At 35.9% G+C, this 23,077-nt stretch carries 21 protein-coding genes and 3 tRNA genes; 8 read left to right on the forward strand and 16 right to left on the reverse strand.

Features of this window, described 5'->3' with window-relative positions; all coding sequences use genetic code 11:
• Positions 1 to 2 precede the first annotated feature (2 nt).
• Positions 3 to 587 (reverse strand): YigZ family protein, encoded by a 585-nt coding sequence (locus Q9M50_10275; protein ID MDQ7091013.1) that lies wholly within the window; start codon positions 585 to 587, stop codon positions 3 to 5.
• 172 nt (positions 588 to 759) lie between these two features.
• A complete protein-coding gene (locus Q9M50_10280) occupies positions 760 to 1,242 on the reverse strand; it encodes an IS1634 family transposase (GenBank protein MDQ7091014.1) in 483 nt (160 codons plus the stop codon).
• A gap of 183 nt (positions 1,243 to 1,425) precedes the next feature.
• Between Q9M50_10280 and Q9M50_10285 the strand changes: the two genes are divergently transcribed.
• A complete protein-coding gene (locus Q9M50_10285; protein ID MDQ7091015.1) occupies positions 1,426 to 1,620 on the forward strand; it encodes a hypothetical protein in 195 nt (64 codons plus the stop codon).
• Positions 1,621 to 1,742: 122 nt separating this feature from the next.
• Here the strand turns inward: Q9M50_10285 and Q9M50_10290 are convergent, their stop codons facing one another.
• Genes Q9M50_10290 through Q9M50_10300 form a run of 3 tightly spaced genes read right to left on the reverse strand, consistent with a single transcriptional unit; the run spans position 1,743 to position 6,780 of the window.
• Positions 1,743 to 2,123: a hypothetical protein gene (locus Q9M50_10290; GenBank protein MDQ7091016.1), complete on the reverse strand. Its 381-nt coding sequence runs from the start codon at positions 2,121 to 2,123 to the stop codon at positions 1,743 to 1,745.
• 59 nt (positions 2,124 to 2,182) lie between these two features.
• Positions 2,183 to 2,395, reverse strand: a complete 213-nt coding sequence (locus Q9M50_10295) for a DUF4177 domain-containing protein (GenBank protein MDQ7091017.1) — start codon at positions 2,393 to 2,395, stop codon at positions 2,183 to 2,185.
• 14 nt (positions 2,396 to 2,409) lie between these two features.
• Positions 2,410 to 6,780 carry an N-6 DNA methylase gene (locus Q9M50_10300; GenBank protein MDQ7091018.1) on the reverse strand — a complete coding sequence of 1,457 codons (4,371 nt, stop codon included), beginning with the start codon at positions 6,778 to 6,780 and terminating at the stop codon, positions 2,410 to 2,412.
• A 358-nt stretch (positions 6,781 to 7,138) separates the two neighbouring features.
• Here Q9M50_10300 and Q9M50_10305 point away from each other — a divergent pair, with 358 nt between their 5' ends.
• Complete coding sequence (locus Q9M50_10305; protein ID MDQ7091019.1) at positions 7,139 to 7,267, forward strand: hypothetical protein; 129 nt, start codon at positions 7,139 to 7,141, stop codon at positions 7,265 to 7,267.
• Positions 7,268 to 7,675: 408 nt separating this feature from the next.
• On the opposite strand, the gene Q9M50_10310 is transcribed toward Q9M50_10305, so the two are convergent.
• The 6 genes from Q9M50_10310 to Q9M50_10335 form a co-directional block, all read right to left on the reverse strand.
• On the reverse strand, positions 7,676 to 8,026 hold the full coding sequence (locus Q9M50_10310; GenBank protein ID MDQ7091020.1) for a cupin domain-containing protein: 351 nt from the start codon (positions 8,024 to 8,026) through the stop codon (positions 7,676 to 7,678).
• Positions 8,027 to 9,157: 1,131 nt separating this feature from the next.
• Positions 9,158 to 9,233: transfer RNA gene (locus Q9M50_10315), tRNA-His, on the reverse strand.
• 36 nt (positions 9,234 to 9,269) lie between these two features.
• Positions 9,270 to 9,346: transfer RNA gene (locus Q9M50_10320), tRNA-Arg, on the reverse strand.
• A gap of 4 nt (positions 9,347 to 9,350) precedes the next feature.
• A tRNA-Pro gene (locus Q9M50_10325) sits at positions 9,351 to 9,427 on the reverse strand.
• A 107-nt stretch (positions 9,428 to 9,534) separates the two neighbouring features.
• Positions 9,535 to 10,287: a UDP-2,3-diacylglucosamine diphosphatase gene (locus Q9M50_10330; GenBank protein MDQ7091021.1), complete on the reverse strand. Its 753-nt coding sequence runs from the start codon at positions 10,285 to 10,287 to the stop codon at positions 9,535 to 9,537.
• Positions 10,288 to 10,347: 60 nt separating this feature from the next.
• Positions 10,348 to 10,929 (reverse strand): peptidylprolyl isomerase, encoded by a 582-nt coding sequence (locus Q9M50_10335; GenBank protein ID MDQ7091022.1) that lies wholly within the window; start codon positions 10,927 to 10,929, stop codon positions 10,348 to 10,350.
• 117 nt (positions 10,930 to 11,046) lie between these two features.
• Here Q9M50_10335 and cysS point away from each other — a divergent pair, with 117 nt between their 5' ends.
• Positions 11,047 to 12,432, forward strand: coding sequence for a cysteine--tRNA ligase (gene cysS, locus Q9M50_10340; protein MDQ7091023.1), 1,386 nt, complete (start codon positions 11,047 to 11,049; stop codon positions 12,430 to 12,432).
• Between the two features lie 53 nt (positions 12,433 to 12,485).
• On the opposite strand, the gene Q9M50_10345 is transcribed toward cysS, so the two are convergent.
• Positions 12,486 to 12,845, reverse strand: a complete 360-nt coding sequence (locus Q9M50_10345) for a hypothetical protein (GenBank protein ID MDQ7091024.1) — start codon at positions 12,843 to 12,845, stop codon at positions 12,486 to 12,488.
• Between the two features lie 565 nt (positions 12,846 to 13,410).
• Between Q9M50_10345 and Q9M50_10350 the strand changes: the two genes are divergently transcribed.
• The 4 genes from Q9M50_10350 to Q9M50_10365 are packed head-to-tail and all read left to right on the forward strand — an operon-like array spanning position 13,411 to position 17,021.
• Positions 13,411 to 13,929 carry a transposase family protein gene (locus Q9M50_10350; protein MDQ7091025.1) on the forward strand — a complete coding sequence of 173 codons (519 nt, stop codon included), beginning with the start codon at positions 13,411 to 13,413 and terminating at the stop codon, positions 13,927 to 13,929.
• Between the two features lie 26 nt (positions 13,930 to 13,955).
• Positions 13,956 to 14,327: a transposase family protein gene (locus Q9M50_10355; protein MDQ7091026.1), complete on the forward strand. Its 372-nt coding sequence runs from the start codon at positions 13,956 to 13,958 to the stop codon at positions 14,325 to 14,327.
• 53 nt (positions 14,328 to 14,380) lie between these two features.
• Positions 14,381 to 16,207, forward strand: a complete 1,827-nt coding sequence (locus tag Q9M50_10360; GenBank protein MDQ7091027.1) for an ATP-binding protein — start codon at positions 14,381 to 14,383, stop codon at positions 16,205 to 16,207.
• Positions 16,113 to 17,021 carry a response regulator gene (locus Q9M50_10365; protein MDQ7091028.1) on the forward strand — a complete coding sequence of 303 codons (909 nt, stop codon included), beginning with the start codon at positions 16,113 to 16,115 and terminating at the stop codon, positions 17,019 to 17,021. Before Q9M50_10360 ends, Q9M50_10365 begins: the two co-directional genes overlap by 95 nt.
• Before the next feature lie 28 nt (positions 17,022 to 17,049).
• Here the strand turns inward: Q9M50_10365 and Q9M50_10370 are convergent, their stop codons facing one another.
• From Q9M50_10370 to Q9M50_10380, 3 genes are read right to left on the reverse strand one after another with little or no spacing between them, the layout of a single operon-like run.
• Positions 17,050 to 19,140: an Hsp70 family protein gene (locus Q9M50_10370; protein ID MDQ7091029.1), complete on the reverse strand. Its 2,091-nt coding sequence runs from the start codon at positions 19,138 to 19,140 to the stop codon at positions 17,050 to 17,052.
• Between the two features lie 2 nt (positions 19,141 to 19,142).
• Entirely contained in the window at positions 19,143 to 19,820 is a 678-nt protein-coding gene (locus Q9M50_10375; GenBank protein ID MDQ7091030.1) for a DUF2760 domain-containing protein, read from the reverse strand.
• Between the two features lie 3 nt (positions 19,821 to 19,823).
• Positions 19,824 to 20,201 (reverse strand): hypothetical protein, encoded by a 378-nt coding sequence (locus Q9M50_10380; GenBank protein MDQ7091031.1) that lies wholly within the window; start codon positions 20,199 to 20,201, stop codon positions 19,824 to 19,826.
• 152 nt (positions 20,202 to 20,353) lie between these two features.
• Between Q9M50_10380 and Q9M50_10385 the strand changes: the two genes are divergently transcribed.
• On the forward strand, positions 20,354 to 21,160 hold the full coding sequence (locus Q9M50_10385; protein MDQ7091032.1) for a spermine synthase: 807 nt from the start codon (positions 20,354 to 20,356) through the stop codon (positions 21,158 to 21,160).
• A gap of 462 nt (positions 21,161 to 21,622) precedes the next feature.
• Here the strand turns inward: Q9M50_10385 and Q9M50_10390 are convergent, their stop codons facing one another.
• Positions 21,623 to 23,074 carry a M48 family metalloprotease gene (locus tag Q9M50_10390; GenBank protein MDQ7091033.1) on the reverse strand — a complete coding sequence of 484 codons (1,452 nt, stop codon included), beginning with the start codon at positions 23,072 to 23,074 and terminating at the stop codon, positions 21,623 to 21,625.
• Positions 23,075 to 23,077: the final 3 nt, after the last annotated feature.

Consider the following 23,077-nt stretch of genomic DNA (forward strand, 5'->3'; position numbering starts at 1 on the left):
TTTTATTTTTTTATAACACGAGTCTCTCTACTATAAAGGCTAGTCAGTTTATTTAAATTTTGTTGAGGAATTATGATTAAAAGTCGTATTTTATCCGTAAAATTCTGATCTATAATTTTACCCTCTAATTTTTTTAATTGATATTCAAATAATTGCATTTGTGGATAGGCTAAACAAACGTTAATCGTTACATAGTCGATATAACTAATAAGTTCAGTCGTGGCAATTACTTTAGACGCGGTATTACCATAAGCACGGGTTAATCCACCTGCTCCTAATTTTATACCGCCAAAATAACGAATAACGACGATTAGCACGTTAATTAATTGCTTGCCTTCCAAATGCTTGAAAATAGGTTTCCCCGCAGTCCCCGAAGGTTCACCTGCATCATGAAAACGATAAACTAATCCTGTTGACGATTTTATTCGATAAGCAAATGCAATATGACTGGCCTGTGGGTAGGCTTGATGAAGCTGATTTAGGGATTCTAAACAATGACCTTCTGATTCACAGGACATAATAATCCCTATAAAACGTGATTTCTTAATAATTTCTTCAATTATGTGTGTAGATTTAACACAATACATAGTTACAACCTAATGACATTGAAAATGATGATGAGGGGCATGATGGTTTAAGGAAAAGATTGTAATTTTTTGTTACAATTAAGGCCATTATTTTAATTTAAACGATTAAATACTTCAATAACACGACTAAAAATGAGGCATGATTTATGGAATTAAAACTGACATTGAGCGGCTATGACTCATAAGAAAGTTGATATATCTCTGCCACCGTTCTCCCAAAAAGAAGCAAGATTTTCTGTCGCAAAGGTGTAAGCCCTTCAATTACTTGCTGCGTCTGTTTTTCAGTGGAAACCTCAAGACAATGAATGCCATACAATAACTGAAAGACCCAACGCAAAGTCGGAGTGGCTGTCGGTTGGTGAATTTGATTCGGTAACGTTTCACCCTGTTCAGCTAAACTGGCTCGCATTCGTCTTTCTGCAATCCCATACACCAACAATGACAATAACATCACCATTAATAACGCCATAATGCGCTTTGGCGTTTTGACAAATAACGAGGATGCAAAAAACAACGGGTCTTTGAGAAAACGAAAGCCGCGTTCTACTTGATGCTGCTCTTTGTAAGCCTGTACAACTTCTTGATCGCTCAGCTCTTTTGGATCGGTATTACCGCCAATGATGTAATGCGCCTCTTTCGCTTTCGAAAGTACCAAGGCGTTCGTCAATGAGCTGAACAATGTTCAAGTCTTTTATTACTCCTGCCACAATTCCTAAGTGATCTAAGCGTTCTATTGAATAGTTGGTTGCGATAATTTTTCTACATTTAAAATATGAAAATAAGGTGTGTAGTTTAAATCAATTTTTCAAGTGATAATAGCCGCTCAATGTGAGTTATTTTGACAGAAAATGAAAATAATAAGGATCTTTTTATTATTACAGAAGGGGCCGTAAGTCTTAATAAGAGAGAAATGGGTGAAATTAAATTAGGGGTTGCGGATATTTTTGGTGATTTATCACGACTTAATCGTGAGGTTATTGACGGCACGGTAACTGCGCTATCGGATACTAAGGTCATGCAAATCAACCAATAGATTCCAGCTTACAAGAAGGAAGTCGTTTCGCTATTTTTAGTCTTTACAATATTCATCATCAGCATTTTTAACGAAGGAGGGATTTTTATTTGTCTGAAAAAGGTGGGATCCATCCGATTAAATTATTGATTAATCTGCGTATAAATTTCTTCCATCATTTTATTGTTATATTCTTGAACAATAACTTGTGATTTAAAGAGTTCATAAAACTCAAAGATGCTAATGGCAGCAATAACAACAAGGCCACTGGTTGTGTAATCGGAAAATAAAAGAATGACTCCCGTCCAAAAAATAGAAATATTCATTAAACCTAAGCCCCATTTTCCTAAATAAAAATGATGAAGGCCTGCGATAAAAATATAATTTAAAGTTGCATAGGTATCAGGATCTTTAAGTTTTTTTTCAGATTCTTTAAAAAAGGCAAGGCGTTGGTCATCAGAGAGATTACGAACTTTTTTTCTAATAGATTCTTCATGCTCTTGAGCGGCTTCTTGGGTTGTCATTTTAACTACCTTGATAAAAATAATGACAAAAGGCGACCGTCGCCGCCTTTTGTTAGGGATTAGCGTTCTAGGGTAATAATAACGGCTTCACGTTTCCAAAAAAGTAAAAAGCGTTTTTGCTCAACGATTTGAAAAGCCAATGACCAACCCGCAGCAGCTTCTTTATTTAAGGCTAATTCCATTTTTTTGATAGGAATACCTGACGCGCCTAAAAATATAGTCCCTAGACCGCCTTCTACAATATGTAAAACTTTATATTCTTTTGATGCCATGATAGTGTCTCTTTTTATGAGGGTGAATAAGCAATTGCGCCATTTTTTAGGGCGGTTTTTACGCGAATTTCTAAGTCTTTAATCTCGCCGATTCTAAAGCGACTTTCTTCGCTTATTGGATTAAGTTGGACGTGTTCGGAGTAGAATTTTTCTAAATCGTCAATAAAAGGAATTTTTTCTCCTTGTTTATTTAGATAACATAAATAAGCATGTAAAGCAAGGTCACGCGTGATGAAGGCGCGATCAGTTTTTTCTTCGGTTGTGCCTTCTGCGACAAATTTATCGCCTGTTAGAGGCTCGTAGTTTCGGTCTAATAAGGGAAAATGCGTGAGGATACGCGCGTAGTCTTCTAAACTTAATCCATACAATTTAGCGATGCGAGCATCTATTTCTGCGCGTAATAAAGCGCGTTTATTTAAGTCTTTTTCGGCGGAGTCTTCTGTCCATGTATTATCTGGATAAACATGATTCCAGTAGCTTGCCATTTCTGCGGTGGTACAACTTAATTTAACCGCGCGTTGGCATAATTCTGTGCTTAGAAATTCGTCAATATCGGCTAAATTAGGCACGGGAACTTGGGTTAAAAAATTCATGGTCATTGACGTTGATACTCGTAAACGAATCAGAAAATCCCATACAAAAGACGACATTAGGCATTGTAGGAGAATTAAATTTTTTGATGAGTTATCCTTAACTGTAAAAGTCGGAACTTTATGCCCACAAGCTATATTTTTTGGTAATAATGAAGATAAAGTTGTTCGTTCGTTTGTCGCACCTGTAACATCACAAAAGCCTAGCTTGTCATGTAAATCAATTTGAGATTCTTTTAAACTTACATAAACTCTGGGTTTTAACGCTTTATTGTCAAAATCTAAATTTCCCCATTTAGCCGTTCTGCCTTCGCCCTCTAAATATTCTTTTTGGCAATGGTCAAAAATATGTACCATACGCCCTTCGTATAACGGTACATAAGTTTCATCAGGGACAATATAAAAATGAGCTTCGTTTAAATGTGGATTTTCTTCAGCCGATTTTTTATCGTCTGGATGAAGATAAACACTCAAATTTTCTTTATTTTTTAATTCAATTTCCAGTTTTTCATAACCGCGATTTTCATAAAAATCCGCTTTATTGGAAACTAACCCCGTAAAACCGCGTATCGCCATCCATTCAGGTTTTTTAAATAAATACGCATCATTGGTCATGTGCAATTCACAACGATATTTTATTTTCCAATCACTTTTACCTAAGGCCGAAAAATTCTGATGCAATTTAGACACTAAAGCACTATCACCCGCTGCTTTAAAATCTAATAACGCTAAGGTTTCAGGGCTAAAGGCTTGAACAGCTTCAAACGATAAATCCATTAAACGTAAACTCGGTGGCGTTTCATTTAAAATACGGTCATGGCGCAACATAAACGCCGCCTTAAAAGTATGCTCTGCTTTGGGTTTTTTATCCTCAGCTAATTTTTTAAACACAAAACTACTAAATTTAAAACTGGTATGAATACCAAACGCCCATTTACGAAAATTTTCAAAGGTATAAAGCTGTTCTAATTGATTATGCTGAAATAATAAGCGTCTTAATGCGGTACAACCTTCGGCTTGCCATAATCCTGCGGGCGTTACCAAACCAACACGCCCCCCGACACGCGCACATTGATAAGCTCGTTCAATAAAAAAACGAAATAAATCAGGATCGCCGCCTGTTTTTTTACCCTCAACTAAAGCAGATTGATGTTGATAATGCTGACTTTCTTTTAAAAAGAACACCGTTTTTTTAATCGTATTTTCATAATCTAACCATTCTTGCGGTAAATGTGGGTGTTTTAGCTCTAATTCATGCACTAACTTTTTAATACTAGTGCCTTGGGTATTGGCAACTTCTTCAGAGTATGGCGCGTAAAAGGCTTTAGTGTCAGGTTTAATTTTATTCCACGGTGGATTACCTAACACCACATCAAAACCATAATCCGTTTTAGGTTGTCCTCTTTTATCAAACGCGACTTCGGGAAATTCTAATTGCCAATGAAAAAACATCGTCGGACGTGCGCCATAACCATGTTCCGTATTTTTCCTTACCCGTTTAATGAAGGAATTATTCTTAAATTTTTCTAATTCTACTTGTCGCGATTCAGAATCTTTAATATTACAAATTTTTAACAACTGGTTATATAAACTATTTCCATGAACACCAAATGCCTTTTCGCCACGACTATCAGGTTTAACAAAAAACCACTGTACACACCATAAATCGGCTAATAATTTATGGGCAGATAACTCCCTAACAATTTGTTGATATTTTTTACGCTTATTATGAATATCATCCCTGTTAGCACTGCTTGCTGCCAATAAATTACGCACATTTTCCAGTACCCCACTGATAATATTTTCGTCAATAAAAAATAAATCCAACTGCTGCTCAACTGGTACTTTTTGAGGTTTATTTTCTAAGGTCTCTTTAGTGCGTGGTTTAACTTTCCATATCATTCCAGACTTTAAGGCTTTAAGTTCTAACGCAGGCTCTTGTAACTCATCAATATCTGCCCCTAACAAAGTATTACCGACCTTTAAATGATGCGATAAAAATGATAACGGTTTGGCATATTCCGCCGTATGCAGCCATAAAGCCACTTTTGCCAACTCAACCGACATCGGGTTGTAATCGACCCCATAAATACAATTATCAATAATTTTACGTTTCCAGTACGCCCGTTCTGCGGCATCCTTAGTATCTTTAATCCCCTTATCAGGATGAGTTAAATCTTGCGGATTACAATACATCGCCAAATAACGCGACATCACATCAACGACTTTAACTAAAAAATGCCCACTCCCCATAGCAGGATCCAAAACCTTTAAGTCTAAAATTTTATTAGGGTTAGCTTTACAGGCTTTTAATGACGGTAATAAAGTCGCATTGACTAACTGAGTCACCATTGAATCGGGGGTGAAATAAGAACCACTGGCTTTACGCTCGCCTTTCTCATTTTTTAACACTAATTCTGATAATTCGCCGCTATCCTCTAAAATCAAACGCTGTTCTAATAAGCCTTCGTAAACATCCCCTAAATCCCTAACTTCTAATTCTTTCCAAACAATTTCTTCTTTTTGCGCTTCATCGGCATACATTAACGCGGTTAAAACCTTTTTTAATGCGGCATCCGTCATCCGCCATTTAATTAAATCGGTATGGGTTTCTGGGTCAAACAATCCGCCGTTATAAGCAGGAACGCCATAACTTAAATCACCGCCATCTATATCTTTAAAAAAAGCTTGTAGAACCCGATAAACGGTAGAACGTTCTAATTGTGCAGGGGTTTTCGCTTCTAAGTTTTCTAATAATGTTGAAAGCGCGTATTCCTGAGCATAAGCGGATAATTCGCCATCCACTTCTTTTAATAATAATTGCCGACTTTCTGCTTTAAGAATAAATAACAACCGATAAAGTAAAATTAACGATTGCTCGCGTAAATAATCTAAATCCTTCTGCTGTGGTTCTTCTGCAATAAAGCCTTTATCACGGTTTTTACCATCTAACCAAAAACCATTAGCAATGTGTTCCACCGCATTATGGGCATTTTGTTTTAAAACTTCGCGTAAATTTTCATTAGCTTGTTGGGTTTCACTAAAAAGATTCTTTAAAAAACCCGATGAATGCGCTTTAGCCCCGTATAAATGCTCAAATAAAGCAAAGGTTTTTATATCCTCATCATTTGGCTTGCACTTATTTTTTCCAATAAATTGTTGTAAAAACAACACTAAATCAAATCTAAAATAATTTTCTTGATTGCTTTTATGTGATAAACGCCAACTTAAACCATTGGATAAAATACCCCAGTCTTTCGCATAATTATCTAAATAGCCTTGTAACTGGGCAATATGATTTTCATTTTCAGTTTTTTCAGTAGGTTTCTTTGCCTCTAAAATAAAGACTGCAGGCTGACAAAATTTTCGCCCGTTAAACGTTCTGCTACTTGCTAACGCTTTATTAACCGCATAAATATCTTTCTTCAAACTGAATAAAACCATATCAGGACGATTAGATTTATTTTTTTCTGTTAGGCTTTTATTGTTCGCAATTTTATGTTCAAAGCCTATTATTTCTAAGGTTTTCCTAATGATTCCCTGCTCTATCTCGCTTTCAGAGGCGTTTAAAAGCTTAAAACCTATAGGAACACCGAGTAATTTTACAGCTTTATCCGCTTTGGAAAGCGGCTGTAAAACCATCGCGGCGGCTTTATTCCAATAGTTAACCAATTCTGTTAAATGCTGGGCTGATTTTTTTAAATCATGTTCTGTTATATATAAGAAATCTTCATTCTGAGCAAAAACATCAAAGACAGATTGGGTAAATAAACCGTTATTTTCAACAAAATCCATGAATAGTTGCCTTATATTTTTATTGATGATTGATTTTTATCCATTTTTTATTTATTTAAAAAAAGGTTTGTGGAAAAAAAGGGGAGGGGACTCGTTAAGCGTATCATTTTCGTTGATATTTTTCACCTAACTTAACCGTTTTATTTTTTGATTGACATTTTTAAATTAGAGTTTAGAATCAGTTATTATTTTAAATATAAAGTATATTTATCTGAATATCCAGCTAATGGCTAAAGATGAGGGTGAATCTGCTTGGAAAAAACTTAAAAATGGGTAAGGTTATCTTGAATTTCCAGCGATGTTAGGTTATTCGAGCGAAAGTGCTTACTATCAATTGTGAGTCTTTAATGAGATTTTTATGAAAACTATTTTACTTTGTTTTTTTATTTTATCCTCTGATTTATATGCAGAAAATAATCATCACTATCAGCAGGAAGTAACATCAAAACAGTTTAATCAACTTTATCAATACTTCGGACAGTTTTAAAAAAGATAGCGGTCTTAATTCTATAAGACATTGATTTTAAAGGGTTTTATATTTACGAGGTGTGTTGGTGAATTCTTTTTTAAATCAATGGGTTACAAAAACTGTCCGAACTATTGAATATTTAAACCTTGGTTCTAAGAGTAATTTAAAAGAATTTTCAACATATCTTAATGAATGGTATAAAAATGCACCTCAAAAAAACAAAGAATCCATAGCAAATGTTGCGCGATTGTTTTCTATCAATATTAAAATATAGGCTAACAAGTCAAAGGTAAGCACTATGAGATATTCTTATTCGTTAGGCTTGGTTGCAACAAATATTGGAGTTTGTTCTTTATTCCAACCTACCGCACGTTCATCTAAGGTTGGACTACCAACTTAAGACGGGACACGATATGAATGTGAGCTTTATTTCATAATTGATTTAATGATATTTAACACTCTAGCTAAACGGTTAAAAAAACGTTTCTTAATATCACCTTCGCTGTGTTTGTAACGCTTTTTAAGTGCTTTTTTAACTTCCCATGTTCCTTTATAGCCTAATGGAAAGACGACTAAGTCACCCGCTTTAAACGTAGTTGAAGGGCCGCCCTCTGCAGGTGTCATTTCACATTCACCTTCTAAAATAAGAGCCGTTTCTGTGGTAACAAATTCCCATGGGAATACAGACACTTCTTTTTCCCATGTTGGCCAGTAAACAGCACCCATTTCTTTTAAAAGTGCTTCGCTTGGGCTGCTATCAACTGTAATTTCTTTCATGTTTATTCCTAAAAATTAGATTTATGCCCAGAACCAGAATGATTTGGGATAGGTCATAATATATCGTTTATCTTCTTTTGCCTACATTTTAAGTAACAAAAATTGGAATCAAAAAATCCGAGTTATTGAAAGCCAATAAGCTAAAAACCAAAAAGCAACCAATAAAATCAACCTTTGAAATAACTGGAGTTAGAATTAATGCCAATAAATTAAAGGTAACTAATTGATTTATAATAATTAAATTTCCTTGGAATGGCTTTTTGTAAAATTTTAAAAGGAGAAATTTAGAAGGGGCTTGATTATCTAGGACGGTTAAAAAAATATAAAATATCATTTATTTTTAATGCCTAAAACTATATTAATATCAGTTGGTTAAAGCTAAGATTACGGATATTTATTTCCCTCCCGTTATTTTTAATTTGAATATTTTTTTTAATCGGGTGTATTGCTGGAATATCAATATAAAGATGCCCATCAGTACACCTGAAAAGTAAAATATAAAATCCATACGTCTAATAGTTAAGTCTTTTCCCATGAAGAAGTGTCTTATTTGTTAGATTTTTTAAACGCATTAACTGACCAAAGCTGTCTTGACTTATGTCATACTACACCGACTACTGTTCCAAGTGGCTTACCTGTTTTTGATTAATTAAAAAATAGAGGTTAAATAGCCTCTTTCATTTTTGGGTTGGCAGTTTAAATCGGAGGTTAATAGTTAAAGCTATTGGCCTCTGCTTCCTGCATCATACAAGATGTGACAATTAGCTAATTTTTCAGGAATGTTTTTTTGTTCTACTGAGCTGTTTATAGGCTCATGGTTATTACAACTTACGATAATAAATGTAAAAAATACATAGAATAATATTTTTAATTTATGAGTCATTTCAGGTCCTTTTATTTTAAAAAGTTACCTGAATATAGTATAGTTATAAATAGTAAGTTCGAGTTTATTTACAAAGAGATTGCTAACGGATTTATTACTCTAAAATTAGAGAGGTAAGGGAAATGCAGTTGAATTTATTTAGATCAAGCAAAAATAAAGGACGTAATAATTGTGCTTGTTAAAGGGGGAGTAGAAAAGGCAATGATTGGAGAATTTAAAATAAGAGGACTTGCGTTATAATGGATACTTGGGGTGAACGATGGGGCTCGAACCCACGACAACCGGAATCACAATCCGGGGCTCTACCAACTGAGCTACGCTCACCATAGCGTATTGAAGTAATTTTGAATTTAAAGAAGATGGTACGCTTGGCAGGACTCGAACCTGCGACCCTCGGCTTAGAAGGCCGATGCTCTATCCAGCTGAGCTACAAACGCAAATTGGTCGGGGTAGAGAGATTCGAACTCCCGACATCCTGCTCCCAAAGCAGGCGCGCTACCAAACTGCGCTATACCCCGATATAATCCTACTAGCTGACTTGTGTCTGTGCTAAGTCATCTTTAATCTCTTAAAGAGCTGACTATGTTAACGATAAAAAACCCTTTCGTCAAACTTTTTTTAAATTTTAAGTTTTTAATGGAACCATTTGATAGCCCTGTGAATTCCAAGATAAGAGATTAACCGTATTTTTTGACCATTCACTTAAGACAAAACGTTGAGCCGTATTTTCATTTATTTTAAAATTATGCAGTGCAGGACGATGTGTATGTCCATGAATTAAACGGGTAACTTGATAGTGTTGCATTATCTCGATGACGGTGTTTTGATTCACATCCATTATTTCAGACGACTTATTTTTTTTATGAAAAAAACTCCGAACACGATACCAGCGTGCTACTAATAATCTTAAAACCAAGGGTTTCGATAACACATTTTGTTGCCAAGCCTTGCTATGTGATTTTTCTCTAAACGCTTGATAGGCTAAATCATCGCTACATAATAAATCACCATGTGTTAGTAAGGTATCAATACCAAATAAATTAATAACGCTGTATTCATCTAATAATATAAGCCCTGTTTGCTGGCAAAACTGTTGGCCTAGTAAAAAGTCACGATTACCTTGTTGTAAATAAATCATAACCCCTGACTCTGTGAGTTCTTTTAAGTGATATTTAATTTTATTAATCGGGGGCATAAAATCATCATCCCCAAGCCAAACATCAAATAAATCCCCTAAAATATAAATCTTAGTGGCTTTTTTGGCTTCATTCGTTAAAAAATTTAAAAAATTCTGGGTGATTTTAGGTTTCTCCAGAGCAAGATGGAGGTCTGAAATAAAAAAAATAGTTTGATGATCTGAGCGCGGGATAGAAGACATCTGTAGAGGGGACAATAATTTAGATAGAGACGCGAACTATCGCGTCTCAGGACGTTGTTGTTAGTTTATAATTTCTGCTTTTTTAATCACAATATTAATTTTAGGGACATCTTGATGATGACCTTTTGAGCTTGTTGATTGTTTCTCTATTTCATCAATGGTATCCATCCCTTCAACAACGTGAGCAAATACGGCATAACCCCAACCTTGAGGATTCGGGCCTGTATAATTTAAGAAGTCATTGTCTTTATAGTTAATAAAAAATTGTGAACTGGCTGAATGCGGATCGCCTGTTCTTGCCATTGCTAAGGTGCCACGAGTATTCTTTACACCGTTGTTCGCTTCATTATTAATCGGATCTTTTGATTTCTTTTCGTTAAAGTTGGTATCAAACCCGCCGCCTTGTGCCATAAAACCTGGAATCACTCGATGAAAAATTGTACCATCATAAAAGCCATCTTTAACGTAATTTAAAAAATTTGCCGCTGAAACGGGTGCGTTTTTATTATCAACTTCAATAATAATATCCCCTAATGATGTGACCATTTTTACTTGAGTTGTTTCTACCGACATGGTGGTTTCCTTTGCAATTAATAGGTTTGTGAATGAAAACAGCATCAAACCCAAAAACAAATAACGCATAAATTTCTCCAAAGTTGATGCAAATCAGTCATTTTAATGGTTTTTTACTTGAAAGAGAAATTCAAGCTTGGTAAATTGGCCTAATTCTATTGTCTTTTTTATCTTTATTTACCTAAAATGCTGAAAATATATAATACCCTTACTCGAAAAAAAGAAGTTTTTACGCCTAGAATTGCAGGCAAAGTGGGCATGTATGTCTGTGGAATGACGGTTTATGATTATTGTCATATTGGTCATGCACGGGTAATGGTGGTTTTTGATACGGTGGCGCGTTATTTTCGATACTCAGGTTATGAGTTAACCTATGTGCGTAATGTGACCGATATAGACGATAAAATTATTAAGCGAGCCAATGAGAAAGGAGAAGCCTTTACGCAATTAACCGCGCGTTTTATTGAGGCGATGCACGAAGATGAAAGGGCCTTAGCGGTATTACCGCCTGATAGTGAACCGAAAGCAACGGAGTCTATCGCCGCTATTATCGCGCTGATTGAACAGTTGATTGTTAATGAATTGGCTTATGTCGGAACCAATGGCGATGTATTTTATGCGGTTAATAAATTTAAATCGTACGGGGCTTTGTCGGGTAAAAAGTTAGAGGAATTACAGGCGGGTGAGCGTGTTAATGTGGATAATGCGAAAAATAACCCCTTGGATTTTGTCGTCTGGAAAATGGCTAAAGAGGGCGAGCCTGCTTGGGAATCTCCTTGGGGCGCAGGTCGTCCAGGTTGGCATATTGAATGTTCAGCAATGGCGACTTGTTGTTTAGGAAATCATTTTGATATTCATGGGGGCGGGATGGACTTACAGTTTCCCCATCATGAAAATGAAATAGCGCAATCGGAAGGCGCGACGGGTGAAAAATTTGTTAATTATTGGATGCACAACGGTTTTGTTCGCGTTGATGATGAAAAAATGTCGAAATCCTTGGGTAATTTTTTTACGGTGCGTGAAGTTTTAAAACAATATCGCCCCGAAGTTATTCGGTTTTTTATCCTTTCTAGTCATTATCGCAGTCCCTTGAATTATTCGGATACTCAGTTAAATGAGGCGCAAGCAGCGTTAACGCGACTTTATACGGCATTGCGAGGGGTCGAACGAGTTGATGGAACGGGGGATGCCGATTATATCGCGCGTTTTGAATCTGCGATGAATGATGATTTTAATACGGCGATTGCTCTTGCTGTTTTATTTGATATTGCCAAAGAATTAAATAAAGATAAGGAAGATCCACATCGCGTTAACGTGTTAGCGGCAACTTTATATTCATTAAGTTCTATTTTAGGTATTTTACAAGAAAATCCTGAGGATTTTTTAAAAGGAACGTGTTCAAATAATAATGAGCTATCTGCTGAAAAAATTGAAGCCTTCATTCAAGAGCGAATAACCGCTAAACAAAATAAAGAGTGGGGAATGGCGGATAAAATTCGAGATGATTTAAAGGAGAAAGGGGTGGTTCTTGAAGATTCTGCGGGTAATGTAACCCTATGGCGACGCGAATAAAAATTTATTGATAAAAATAAATAGGACACTCAAAAGAGTATCCTAACGCGTTATTATAAAAGACTTTTTAAATTGGCAAAGGCTTTTGTCGCTTCTTTTAAGTGTGATTTTGCACCGTCTAAATCACTCTTTTTAGCCGCAAGACGAGCTTTTTTCAAATGAGCATTAGCACGTTGACGTTTTACATCAATATTATCACTAACATGTATTTCTTTAACTAAATCAGCGGCTTCTCTGATTATAAGAATAATATCTTCTTTTGAAGAACCACTTTCAATGGCTTTTGATGCTTCAGTTACTTTGACTGAAACACTATCAATTGCTTGAGAAGGTCCTGCAAAGGCAACAGAAGAAATGCCTACAGATGAGGCAGCTATAAAAAGACTTAACGCAATATTTTTTAAAAATTTCATAGATTAAAACCTAATAGATGATGTTTATTATTATGTTAATAGAGAGCATCTACTAACTTCGCATTCTACCATAAAAAAAATAGGGGTAAAAATAAAAACAGCCCTCTTTAAAATAAAATTTAAATTTATATTTTTAATTAAGAAATTGTAAGCATTAGCTGATAATCGCCCTTTTTTATTTAATTTCTATATACTATCTATCAATTAACCCTATCAGTATGGCAATTATTAATTGTTCAATTTCAATCAATTTATTCTAAAATTTAATGAAGAATTTTTTTTTATAAAACCATTATCAGCTTCCTATTCGTTGAAAAAAAATTTTATACATTCCTTATGTCTTATTATTTTTATTATCGGCCTCTTTGAAGCACTTATTATGCTGTTATTAAATAATAGACTTGTTCTTCTAAATAAAATATATTAAAATCAATTGCTTATATATACTTGATAACATTCACAATCAGTTGATACAGCCTAATAAATAAACTTTAAATTAAATTATTAAAAATAATAAATAAGCTTTATAATAAATTTCTATAAAAAATAAAAATCAAAGTATAACATGAAAATAAAAGAAATTTTACCAAGAATTTATGATGATAGACAGTTAAGAGCTTTAACAGGATTAAAAACAGAACATTTTATTTTACTATTATCTCTATTTGAAAAGACCCTTATTGAAGATCAAAAAGAAAAACATGAAAATAAAGAAAGAAAATACGGTAGTGGTTTAGATAGCACATTAAAAACACCCGCAGACAAATTATTATTTATATTAAATTATATGAAGTGCTATTCTACTTTCGATCACTTAGGGTTTTCTTTTAATATGAATAAATCATGCGCCCATACTCATGTATACAAATTATTTCCAATTTTAATAAAGACGTTAGATATATTTAATGTTTTACCTGCAACAAGTTTTTCAACCCCTGAAGAAATGCAGCAGGCTTTTGGCGGAGTTCAAACATTGATAATAGATGCTACAGAGCGTGCTGTACAACGCCCTAGTGACTATGAAGAACAAAATGAATTTTACAGTGGTAAAAAAAACAGCATACAATTAAAAATACCACTATAGCTTCTTTAGGTCATTTAATTTTATATATTGGGGTTAGTTTTCCAGGTAAAAATCATGATTATGGAATGTTTAAAAAAGAATTTAATCCAGAATTAAATTGGTTTAGTAATTTTAATATATTTATTGATTTAGGTTATTTGGGGTTTAATAATGAATATAAAACTAATTCGGTAAATATTCCTCATAAAAAACCAAATAAATCTAAGCATAATCCAAACCCAACATTAACAGAAAATCAAAAAAAAGAAAACAAAGAGATGAGTCGTGAAAGAGTCATTGTTGAGCATGTAATCGGTGGAATGAAAAGATATAGATGCCTAGTTGACAAGTTTAGAAATAAAAAAAGAAGGTGTAAAAGATTTATTTTCTTTTTTAGCGGCTATCCTATGGAATTTTAACATGATATATTAACTTCTTCTTAAAGAACAAGTCTAATATTCATTTTTTTAGCGTGTTAACGCCGCTACAACTAACTGTTTTAGATGTTGTTTTATTAGCTCTTTCAAGTTCTTTACCGCTTTGGTTTTTTGCATTACGGCCTTTATCTATACAAATAATTGAAGAAAAGCAACACCTTGAAAAACAAACGGCTGCTAACATGAGTTTGCTTGAGGCACTAGATAGCTGTAATGATATGATTTTACTAATGGATATTAAGGGAAATATTTCTTATGCAAATCAATCTTTTTTTCAATTAACAGGCTGGACAAGTGCTTCTTTATTGAAAAAAAATGCAAATATTTTGAATAGTCCTAATACAGATAAAGCCAGTTTAAAAGAATTACAGCATAGGTTACAACAGCATAAACCCTGGTCGGGTCGATTACTCGCGCGTCGAAAAGGCATGGAGCAAATTAAAATTTTAGGACAAACAACCGCTCCTGATCCTTTGGAATGTTGGGTTGACGTTAGCATAACTCCCATAATTAGGGAGGGTGAAAATATAGGCTACGTTGAAGTTTTACGTGACATTAGCGCCCAAGTGTCACACGAGATCGTCGTAGAAATAGAAAAAAAGGATATTGCTGCTCGATTTGAAATTGCGAATATATTGCAACAAACATCCCCCTTAAAACAACGTTTTATTGAGGTCATGGCGGTTTTATTTTCTTTGAAAAATTGTGAGCTAGAAAGTAAAGGCGGCGTTTTTATTAAAGACGAGGCTGATGATTTTTTAGATATGTTTGTGATGAAAGGACAATTTAGTGATGAATTTATTCGTAGAGAAAAACGGATTCCTTTAGGGGCCTGTTTATGTGGTCGTACGGCCGTCTCTGGGAAGATGATTATTTCGGATGATTGTTTTTGTGATCCACGCCATGAGCATCAATTTGAAGGCATGAAAGCCCATGGGCATTATATTATGCCGATTGCATTTAATACTGAAATATTAGGGGTTTTATTTTTATATACATCGCCCTATCCTGCAAAAAATCAAGAAAGGATTGATATATTTATGCAGGTTAGTGAGATGATGGCTATTGCTTTATTACGTGAAAAGGCACAAGAATCACTTAGGCTTGCCCATGAAACCACGTTGCTGGCAGCAAAGAATAAAAGTGATTTTTTAGCGAATATGAGTCATGAAATTAGAACGCCAATGAATGGGGTTTTAGGAATGCTTAGTATATTGAAAGAGACCGAAATGGAGGCAGAGCAGCGTGATATGGTAAAAACAGCGGCAAATTCAGCGAATGCACTCCTAACGATTATTAACGATATTTTAAACTTCTCTAAGTTAGAAGCGGGGAAATTAGAGCTTGAAACCATTGAATTTCATTTGCCTGATTTAGTGGAAGATGTCTGTTCTTTACTTGCTATAGAAGCACGGCATAACACCCTAAAACTGACGTGTTCCCTTGATGTTGAAATACAATCTTATTGGCAAGGTGATGCGATTAGAATTCGACAAATAGTCACGAATATTTTAGGAAATGCGATTAAATTTACGCAACAAGGGGATGTTTTTGTTCGTGTAAAATCGGTGGTAGCTGAGAATGGAAAATGCGATATACGTTTTGAAATTCAAGATACGGGTGTTGGTATTACCCCAAAAATTCAAAAGAACTTATTTAAACCTTTTTCGCAAGCCGATAGTTCAACCGCTCGTCACTTTGGTGGAACTGGGTTAGGACTTTCTATTTGTAAAGATTTAGTTGAGCTTATGGGGGGGTTCAATTGGCGTGGACAGTCAATTAGGGGAAGGGGCCTTATTTTGGTTTACCCTGCCTTTGTTAGCCTCAAAACGTCAAACGGTTCATTCATCAGGCTATTTTAAGGGAAAACGAGTGCTTGTTATTGATAGTCATTCAGCAAGTCAGTCTATTCTGGATGATTATTTACAATTTTGGGGATGTGAGGTTGAGCAGGTGACATCGGCCTCGTTAGCATTGGATCGACTCGATAATGCATTAGAGCAACAAAAGAAATATGATGTCTTGTTATTAGATACCCAAATACCTAAGATGGGGGGGCTTGAGCTGGTTAAAAAAATACATCAAAAAGAGGCGTATGAAAAAACACCCTGTTTATTGTTATTTTCAGAAAAGGTCATTAATCCAGATTATAAAATAACAAACAGTTTACAAAGTATTGCGAAGCCTATTCGTAAAGATGTTTTATTTCACACTTTATCTAAACTATTAAATATGAAAGATGATTTACCCGTCATAATGTCACCGAATCGTATTGAGCGTCCTAACTATAGCGATTATAAAATATTGGTCGCAGAAGATAACATCATTAATCAAAAAGTGATTTCAGGGCTTTTACGTCAATTTAATATTACGGCTGATTTAGTTGATAATGGTCAGTTATTACTCGATAGAATAACCATTCAAAAATATGATTTGATTTTTATGGACTGTCAAATGCCTGTTATGGATGGGTATGAAGCGACACAAAAGTTACGTGAATATTACTCAGCAGAAACAGTTGATAGTCGGGTTCCTGTTATTGCGTTAACAGCCCATGCCAGTCTCTCTGATAAAGAAAAATGTCTTGGCGTGGGTATGGATGATTATTTATCAAAACCGATTGAGGGTCTTTTGCTTGCGGATATGTTAAAAAAATGGTTAAAAAAAACGGGATAAAGAAATCGTTCCTTACCCCGTTTTAGCATTAATTAGCTAATGAGTCTTCATCGTTTGCTCTGACATCAAATTCAATTTTCCAACTGGCTTTATTACGTTGAGAAACGGCATGAAGCTCCAGTGTTCCGACTTCGGTGACCGCAGCTCGTAAATGAACAGGAACGACTTCACCTGCTTTATGCGTATCTTCGGGTAAGGTAATTTCAATTTCGTCTAATTCGTCAAGCTCGTCATCACTCCAATAATCAAGTCGTGTTCCCACTAAATCGTCACGACGGTTATTTGAGCCAAAAAAACGAAAACGGACGGGTTCACCGATGACTAAGCCAAACTCATCATCGGGTAATAACGCATCGGTGCCTTCTTCCATTCCGAAAGGGGCAATACAAAGTGCTTGAATTTCGGGAGGCATTCCAGGGATTGCGGGCATTGAGCTTTCAATACCGACATAATAAGACGCAGCGGTGCCGCCTTTGATTCTAACGCCTTTACCTTTACGAACAAAGCCGTAATAAGCCGCCCCTCGTGCGACGGCAAGATCTAAATCAGCCCCCTCTAATAATCGAGCATCAGGAGCCTCTTCGGTGGCTAACCAGTCATTCAAAATTGACATTAAACGTTCTGAGAGAATATCCGCTTTTAAAACGCCCCCATTAAATAAAACAGCGGTTGGGTGTAAAAAGCTAGCATTCTCAGGTAATGAAATATCTTTTAAATCGGCTGTGGCGGATAATTGTTTGGTTAAAAAAGCCGCTAAATGGCGCGTAATCCCTGCATCTTGTGCGTAAGGTAAGCCAGTCGTTCTCAAGCCTGTACGTGTTCGAGTAACAGGACGTTCACTCACGGCAGTTTTAGGTAAAAAACCTTCGACTAAGACTTGATTAACTTCATCACGGGTTAATTCACTACGCAAGGTTCCACCGATCAGGGATGAACCACGGTTTGCAATAACGAGCGGGATGGTATCAATATCGCCATCATTAAAAATTTTCTCTTTGGCATCACGACAGCTATGGGTTAAGGCTTGTACTTGCCATGGTTGCAGTCGCGTTCCTTCTTTTTCAATTTTCGCTTTGATGGTATAGGCGAGGGCTAAATCCATATTATCACCGCCCAAAAGAATATGATCCCCGACCGCAACACGGGTTAATTCTAAATTACCTTCTTGTTCAGTGACTGCAATTAACGATAAATCAGTGGTTCCTCCCCCGACATCAATCACTAATAAAACATCGCCTATATTGACATGATTACGCCAGTCCCCGTCACTGTTTTCTATCCAGCTATATAAGGCGGCTTGGGGTTCTTCTAATAAAACCGCTTGACCTAACCCCACTTCTCGCGCCGCTTCTACGGTTAATTCCCGTGCTGAGGGGTCGAATGATGCGGGAACTGTAAGGGTTACATTTTGTTCAGCTAAGGGGAAATCGGGGTTCTGGCTATTCCAAGCCGCTTGCAAATGCTGTAAATAAGCGGTGGTGGCTTGAAAAGGCGAAACCCGTTCAATTTCTTCAGGTGATTCGGCGGGTAAAATGGGTTTTTTACAATCAACCCCCGCATGACACAACCAACTTTTTGCGCTGGAAACTAATCGAATAGGCGTTTTTCCGCCCATGTTTCGGGCAATTTCGCCAACAAGATAATCAGTGGAGGCTGTCCACGGTAAGGTTTTATCATCGGCGGTCATTTCAGCTTCATGCGCTAAATACATGAAGGAAGGCAATTGACTTTTATCTTCAACCACACCGGGTGCAATTAACTGTGGAATAGTCATCACATGTTGTTCAATATGATCGTCATCGGTGTTGGTTAAATCCACATACGATAATACGCAATGGGTTGTTCCTAAATCGATACCTACCGTAAAACGAGGGCCGCTCTCTGAGATGATTTCTTCTTCAACGAGGGACTCTTCTTCATTAATGGCCTCATTTTCTTCCTCTGCATCGATAACTTTTTCCGACGCTATGGTTTCATCATTCAATTCAATTTTCTCATCGGCTTCCATTTCATCAACACTTTCAACTTCATCAGCGTTTTCAATTTCATTTGTTGTTTCAGGTTCAGATGTCTCTGAATCATCCGATTTATTTTTAGCGTGTCCAAATAAGCCTTTCATTTTCATAATTCAACCTCTGCCGCAGCAATAATTTTTGCATTATGCCCTTGTGTTAATTTAGGTAAACGAATCTCGGTAACTTGCCAGCCTTTATGAATAAGTTCCCCCGTGAAAGGGGCATCACCGACAATGTTTCCTGTTAGCCGTACCTTAGATGCATCAAACCCTTTTTGAAGGGTGATTTTACTGCCTTCGTCTTCATTGCGTATGATGTCTAGGCTCAAATGTTCATTAATGACTTTGGTACAGCCTTCATGAACGACTCGTGCGGCAACGCCTACATCGGAATCACTATAAACGGTAATATCTTCTTTTATAAAATCAATAAAACGGGCTTCTTTTTGTAACAAGCCTAATAATTGTAAGGCTGCATCTGGAGTCGATTCTTTTAAAATAACAGGCTCAGGTATGGGGGCTTCAATAATTTTTTCAACTTCAACAATCTTTTCAACCTCAACAATTCTCTCAACTTCAACAATTTTTTCAACAGTTTGAATTTCAGGCGCAGGTTTTTCAATCACGACAGGGGCTACTTGTTTTTTAGAGCGGGTTAAAGAAATAACCCATGACAGTAAGACGATTAAGAGGGTTAACGCTAAAATTGCAATGGTTCCTGCCAAGCAAACATGCCACAAATCAAAGGTTGTTGGTTTTAATGATAAATCAATGGTGTAAAACATGAGTTATTGACCTGCCTTTTTAGCGGCTTCTCTAAACATAAGTTCTTTTAATAATCGTCGAGTCACTTGAATCCGCATTTTTTTTAAATATCGGTCAGCAATTGTCTTTGGAACGTTGGCATCAATGTAAGTTTTTCGCATTTTAGCCAATTCAGATTCACATTGTTTAATGATTGCTTCGGTCGCATGACGACTTTCTTGCGCATTATAAGCAGGTTTTTGCATTTCTTTAATAACGCATTCTTTATAGTGGCGTTGTGAAAGTTGAATTTTTTTAATCAATGCCTCTGTTAATACGGTGCCTTGCCATTCATTTTTAGTTTCAGCAGCCGCTAGTAGCCCTGAATACAGTAAAATAGTGACCATTAAAAATTGTTTCATCGGTTTTCCTCTATTAAGATAGATCGTTAAGCGCGTTATTTTACGCGAACAGCTAAAAAAATGAATTATCAAAATATAATGCGTCTTATACCTTGAATTTTCAAGCCATGTACACGTATTTGAATGAAATACTATTAAGCAAAGGACAATCAATGAATAAATATGGAGGGCTATTGATTCATCAAAGTTATGATGAGCAAGGTTTAATTGAAGTAATTGATACTAAAGGGATTCGGTCGTTACATTTTGGTAATGATGCCCAGCAAAGTAGTGTTCAATTATCGCATCCGTATCAATTATATTTACGGTACACTCAAACGTTAATGAGTTGGTTATTATTTAAACCGATAATTAATGATGTCTTGATGATTGGCTTAGGGGGCGGAACATTGGCTAATTATTTTTTATATCATTTTGACGATTGCAACGTAAAAGTAGTTGAATATCGACCTAATGTGCTAAAAATTGCGCGTAGCCATTTTGGACTACCGCTAAAAGAGTCACGTTTAAAAACCTTAATTGCCGATGGCAGTGATTATTTACGAAAACAATCGACGCATGACGAAGGACGTTATCCTCTTATGATTATTGATGCTTTTGACAGCCAAGGGATGTCGGATGCAGTAACGCACAGTGCTTTTTTCGATCACTGTAAATCAGCCCTTAACCAAGAGGGTTTATTAGTCATTAACTTATGGAAAACCGATAAAGCTCTTTATGAAAAAATAAGTTGGGATTTACAGCAGGTTTTTCATGAACGGGTCTTATTTTTACCAGTAGAAGGACGTGATAATGTGATTGCCTTTGCTTTTAATGACGGTTTTCAACCCTTAAACTTTAAATCGTTAATTAAACAGACTTACCAACTACAGCAGTCTCATTTTCTTGATTTTCCTTTGTATTTGAAAAAACTAAAAACAAATAACCCGACAACATTTAAAAAAATCGTCTTGTCTTAGTTAATTATTTTATGACAGGCAACAAAAAGCCCGCTTAAAGCGGGCTTGCGTTCAGTATTATTGTTATTATTGTGTCATACGCGACTGCTACGATCACAGCTTAATGTCAGCGGTTATTTATTATAATTATGATTACCTTTAAAATTATTATTATTATTACTAAAGGTCGCTCTATCCTCATGAGTAGGTTTGACGCTACCGCTTAATCCGTTAAGCTGGTGTTCAGTTTAAGTGATAACGGCATAAATACCTAATTAAAAAATAAAATTATCATTAAAATAATTCAGGTTATTAAAAATAAAGATTAAAAACAATGCGTTGTAATGTTATTTAACTATCGTTTAGATAATTAATGGGCAGCTAAGACGGTTTTTTGTATTAAGAGTGCTTTAAAACACGCAGTATTGGCCTCTTTATTTTAGAGAGATATCTCACAAATTATTAAAAAATAATGGCTATGGGTTATTCATTTCTTTTTCTTTGTTGTTCTTCTTTTTGAAAAAAATGTAAACGTGCATTTAAAATAGCGTTTAAATAAAGATCCATGGGTTTTGATTTTCGGGCTAATTTAAGTTGTAAAATGGCTGTTTGTGTATCGCCTATAGCATAATAATATTCGGCAACATAACGATGTGATTCGGCCATTTGTTTTAAACCTGCATAACTTTGAGCGAGCAATTCAAAATATAAAGCGCGTTTACGAAAGGCCTCGTCTAATGTTTCTAAGTGTTGTTTTGCGATATAGGGCTGTCCTGATTTTAATAATCCTTTTATATAATCAATTTTAAGGGCTTTATTGGTTGGAAAGCGAGTGAGTGCTTGCTTATAAAGTCGGATGGCCTGTTTATAATTCTTTGTTTCTAGAGCTGTTTTTGCTAGGGCATTGATATAGTGTGGTTGGTTAGGGTAACGTTTACTTAAGGCAATTAATATTTCTTCAGCGTTAGAAAATTGCTGTTTTTTTAAGTGGGCTAAGGCAATCCCATAACGGGCAACAGCGCGCTGCTGTGATGTGCCAAGGGTCGATTTGAGTTTGAAATAATCTAATACAGTGTCACTATTGTCCGCACTTAACACTCTTAGTTTTGCTCGAATTAAAAGATAGCTTATCGAGTTAGGGTATTGTTGATAAGGGTATTTTTCTGCCCTACCGCGTGTATCTGAAACGCGGGAAACCGTAACAGGGTGGGTGCGTAAAAATTCTGGAATTCCTTTTCCATAAAAACGGCTAGATTGTTGTAAATGTTCAAAAAAAGAAGGCATACTGCGTGGGTCATAGTTTGAATCGGCTAAATTTTGCATACCGACGCGATCCGCTTCTTGCTCATTATCACGTGTAAAATCAATTTGAAATTGCATGTTACTCGCTTGTATCGCCACTAAGGCGGCCTGACCTAATGCTGGATTTTGAGTGCCGATTAAAATAGCGGCTAAGGTCGCGGCGGCGGTTGGAATAGAAAGTTGACTCGCGGCTTCAAAAGCACGATATAAGTGGCGTTGTGTTACATGAGCGACTTCATGGGCGACGACAGAGGCTAATTCACTTTCAGCCTCGGTTAATAAAAATAACCCCGAATTAATGCCAATATAACCCCCAGGCCCTGCAAAGGCATTAATACTTTTATCTAACACGATAAAAAAATGAAAGGGATTACTGGGGGCATCCGTATTTGAAACTAAATGTCTTCCCATGGATTGAATATAGTGTTCAATTTCAATATCCTCATTAATCGTGAGTTGATAATGTAAACTCCGAAAAAAAGCCTCGCCCAGTTTTTGTTCTTGAATAGGCGAAATTAACGTTCCACTTGAATCCCCCATGTCGGGTAAATTGATTTTAGAGGGGGTTATGGCGTACAAGGCCGTTGAAAAAAAGGCGAAAGAGACCGTTAAAATAGCAAATTTTAATTTCATTAT

The organism is Methylococcales bacterium (assembly GCA_030949405.1).
In the GTDB taxonomy this organism is placed as follows: domain Bacteria; phylum Pseudomonadota; class Gammaproteobacteria; order Methylococcales; family Methylomonadaceae; genus WTBX01.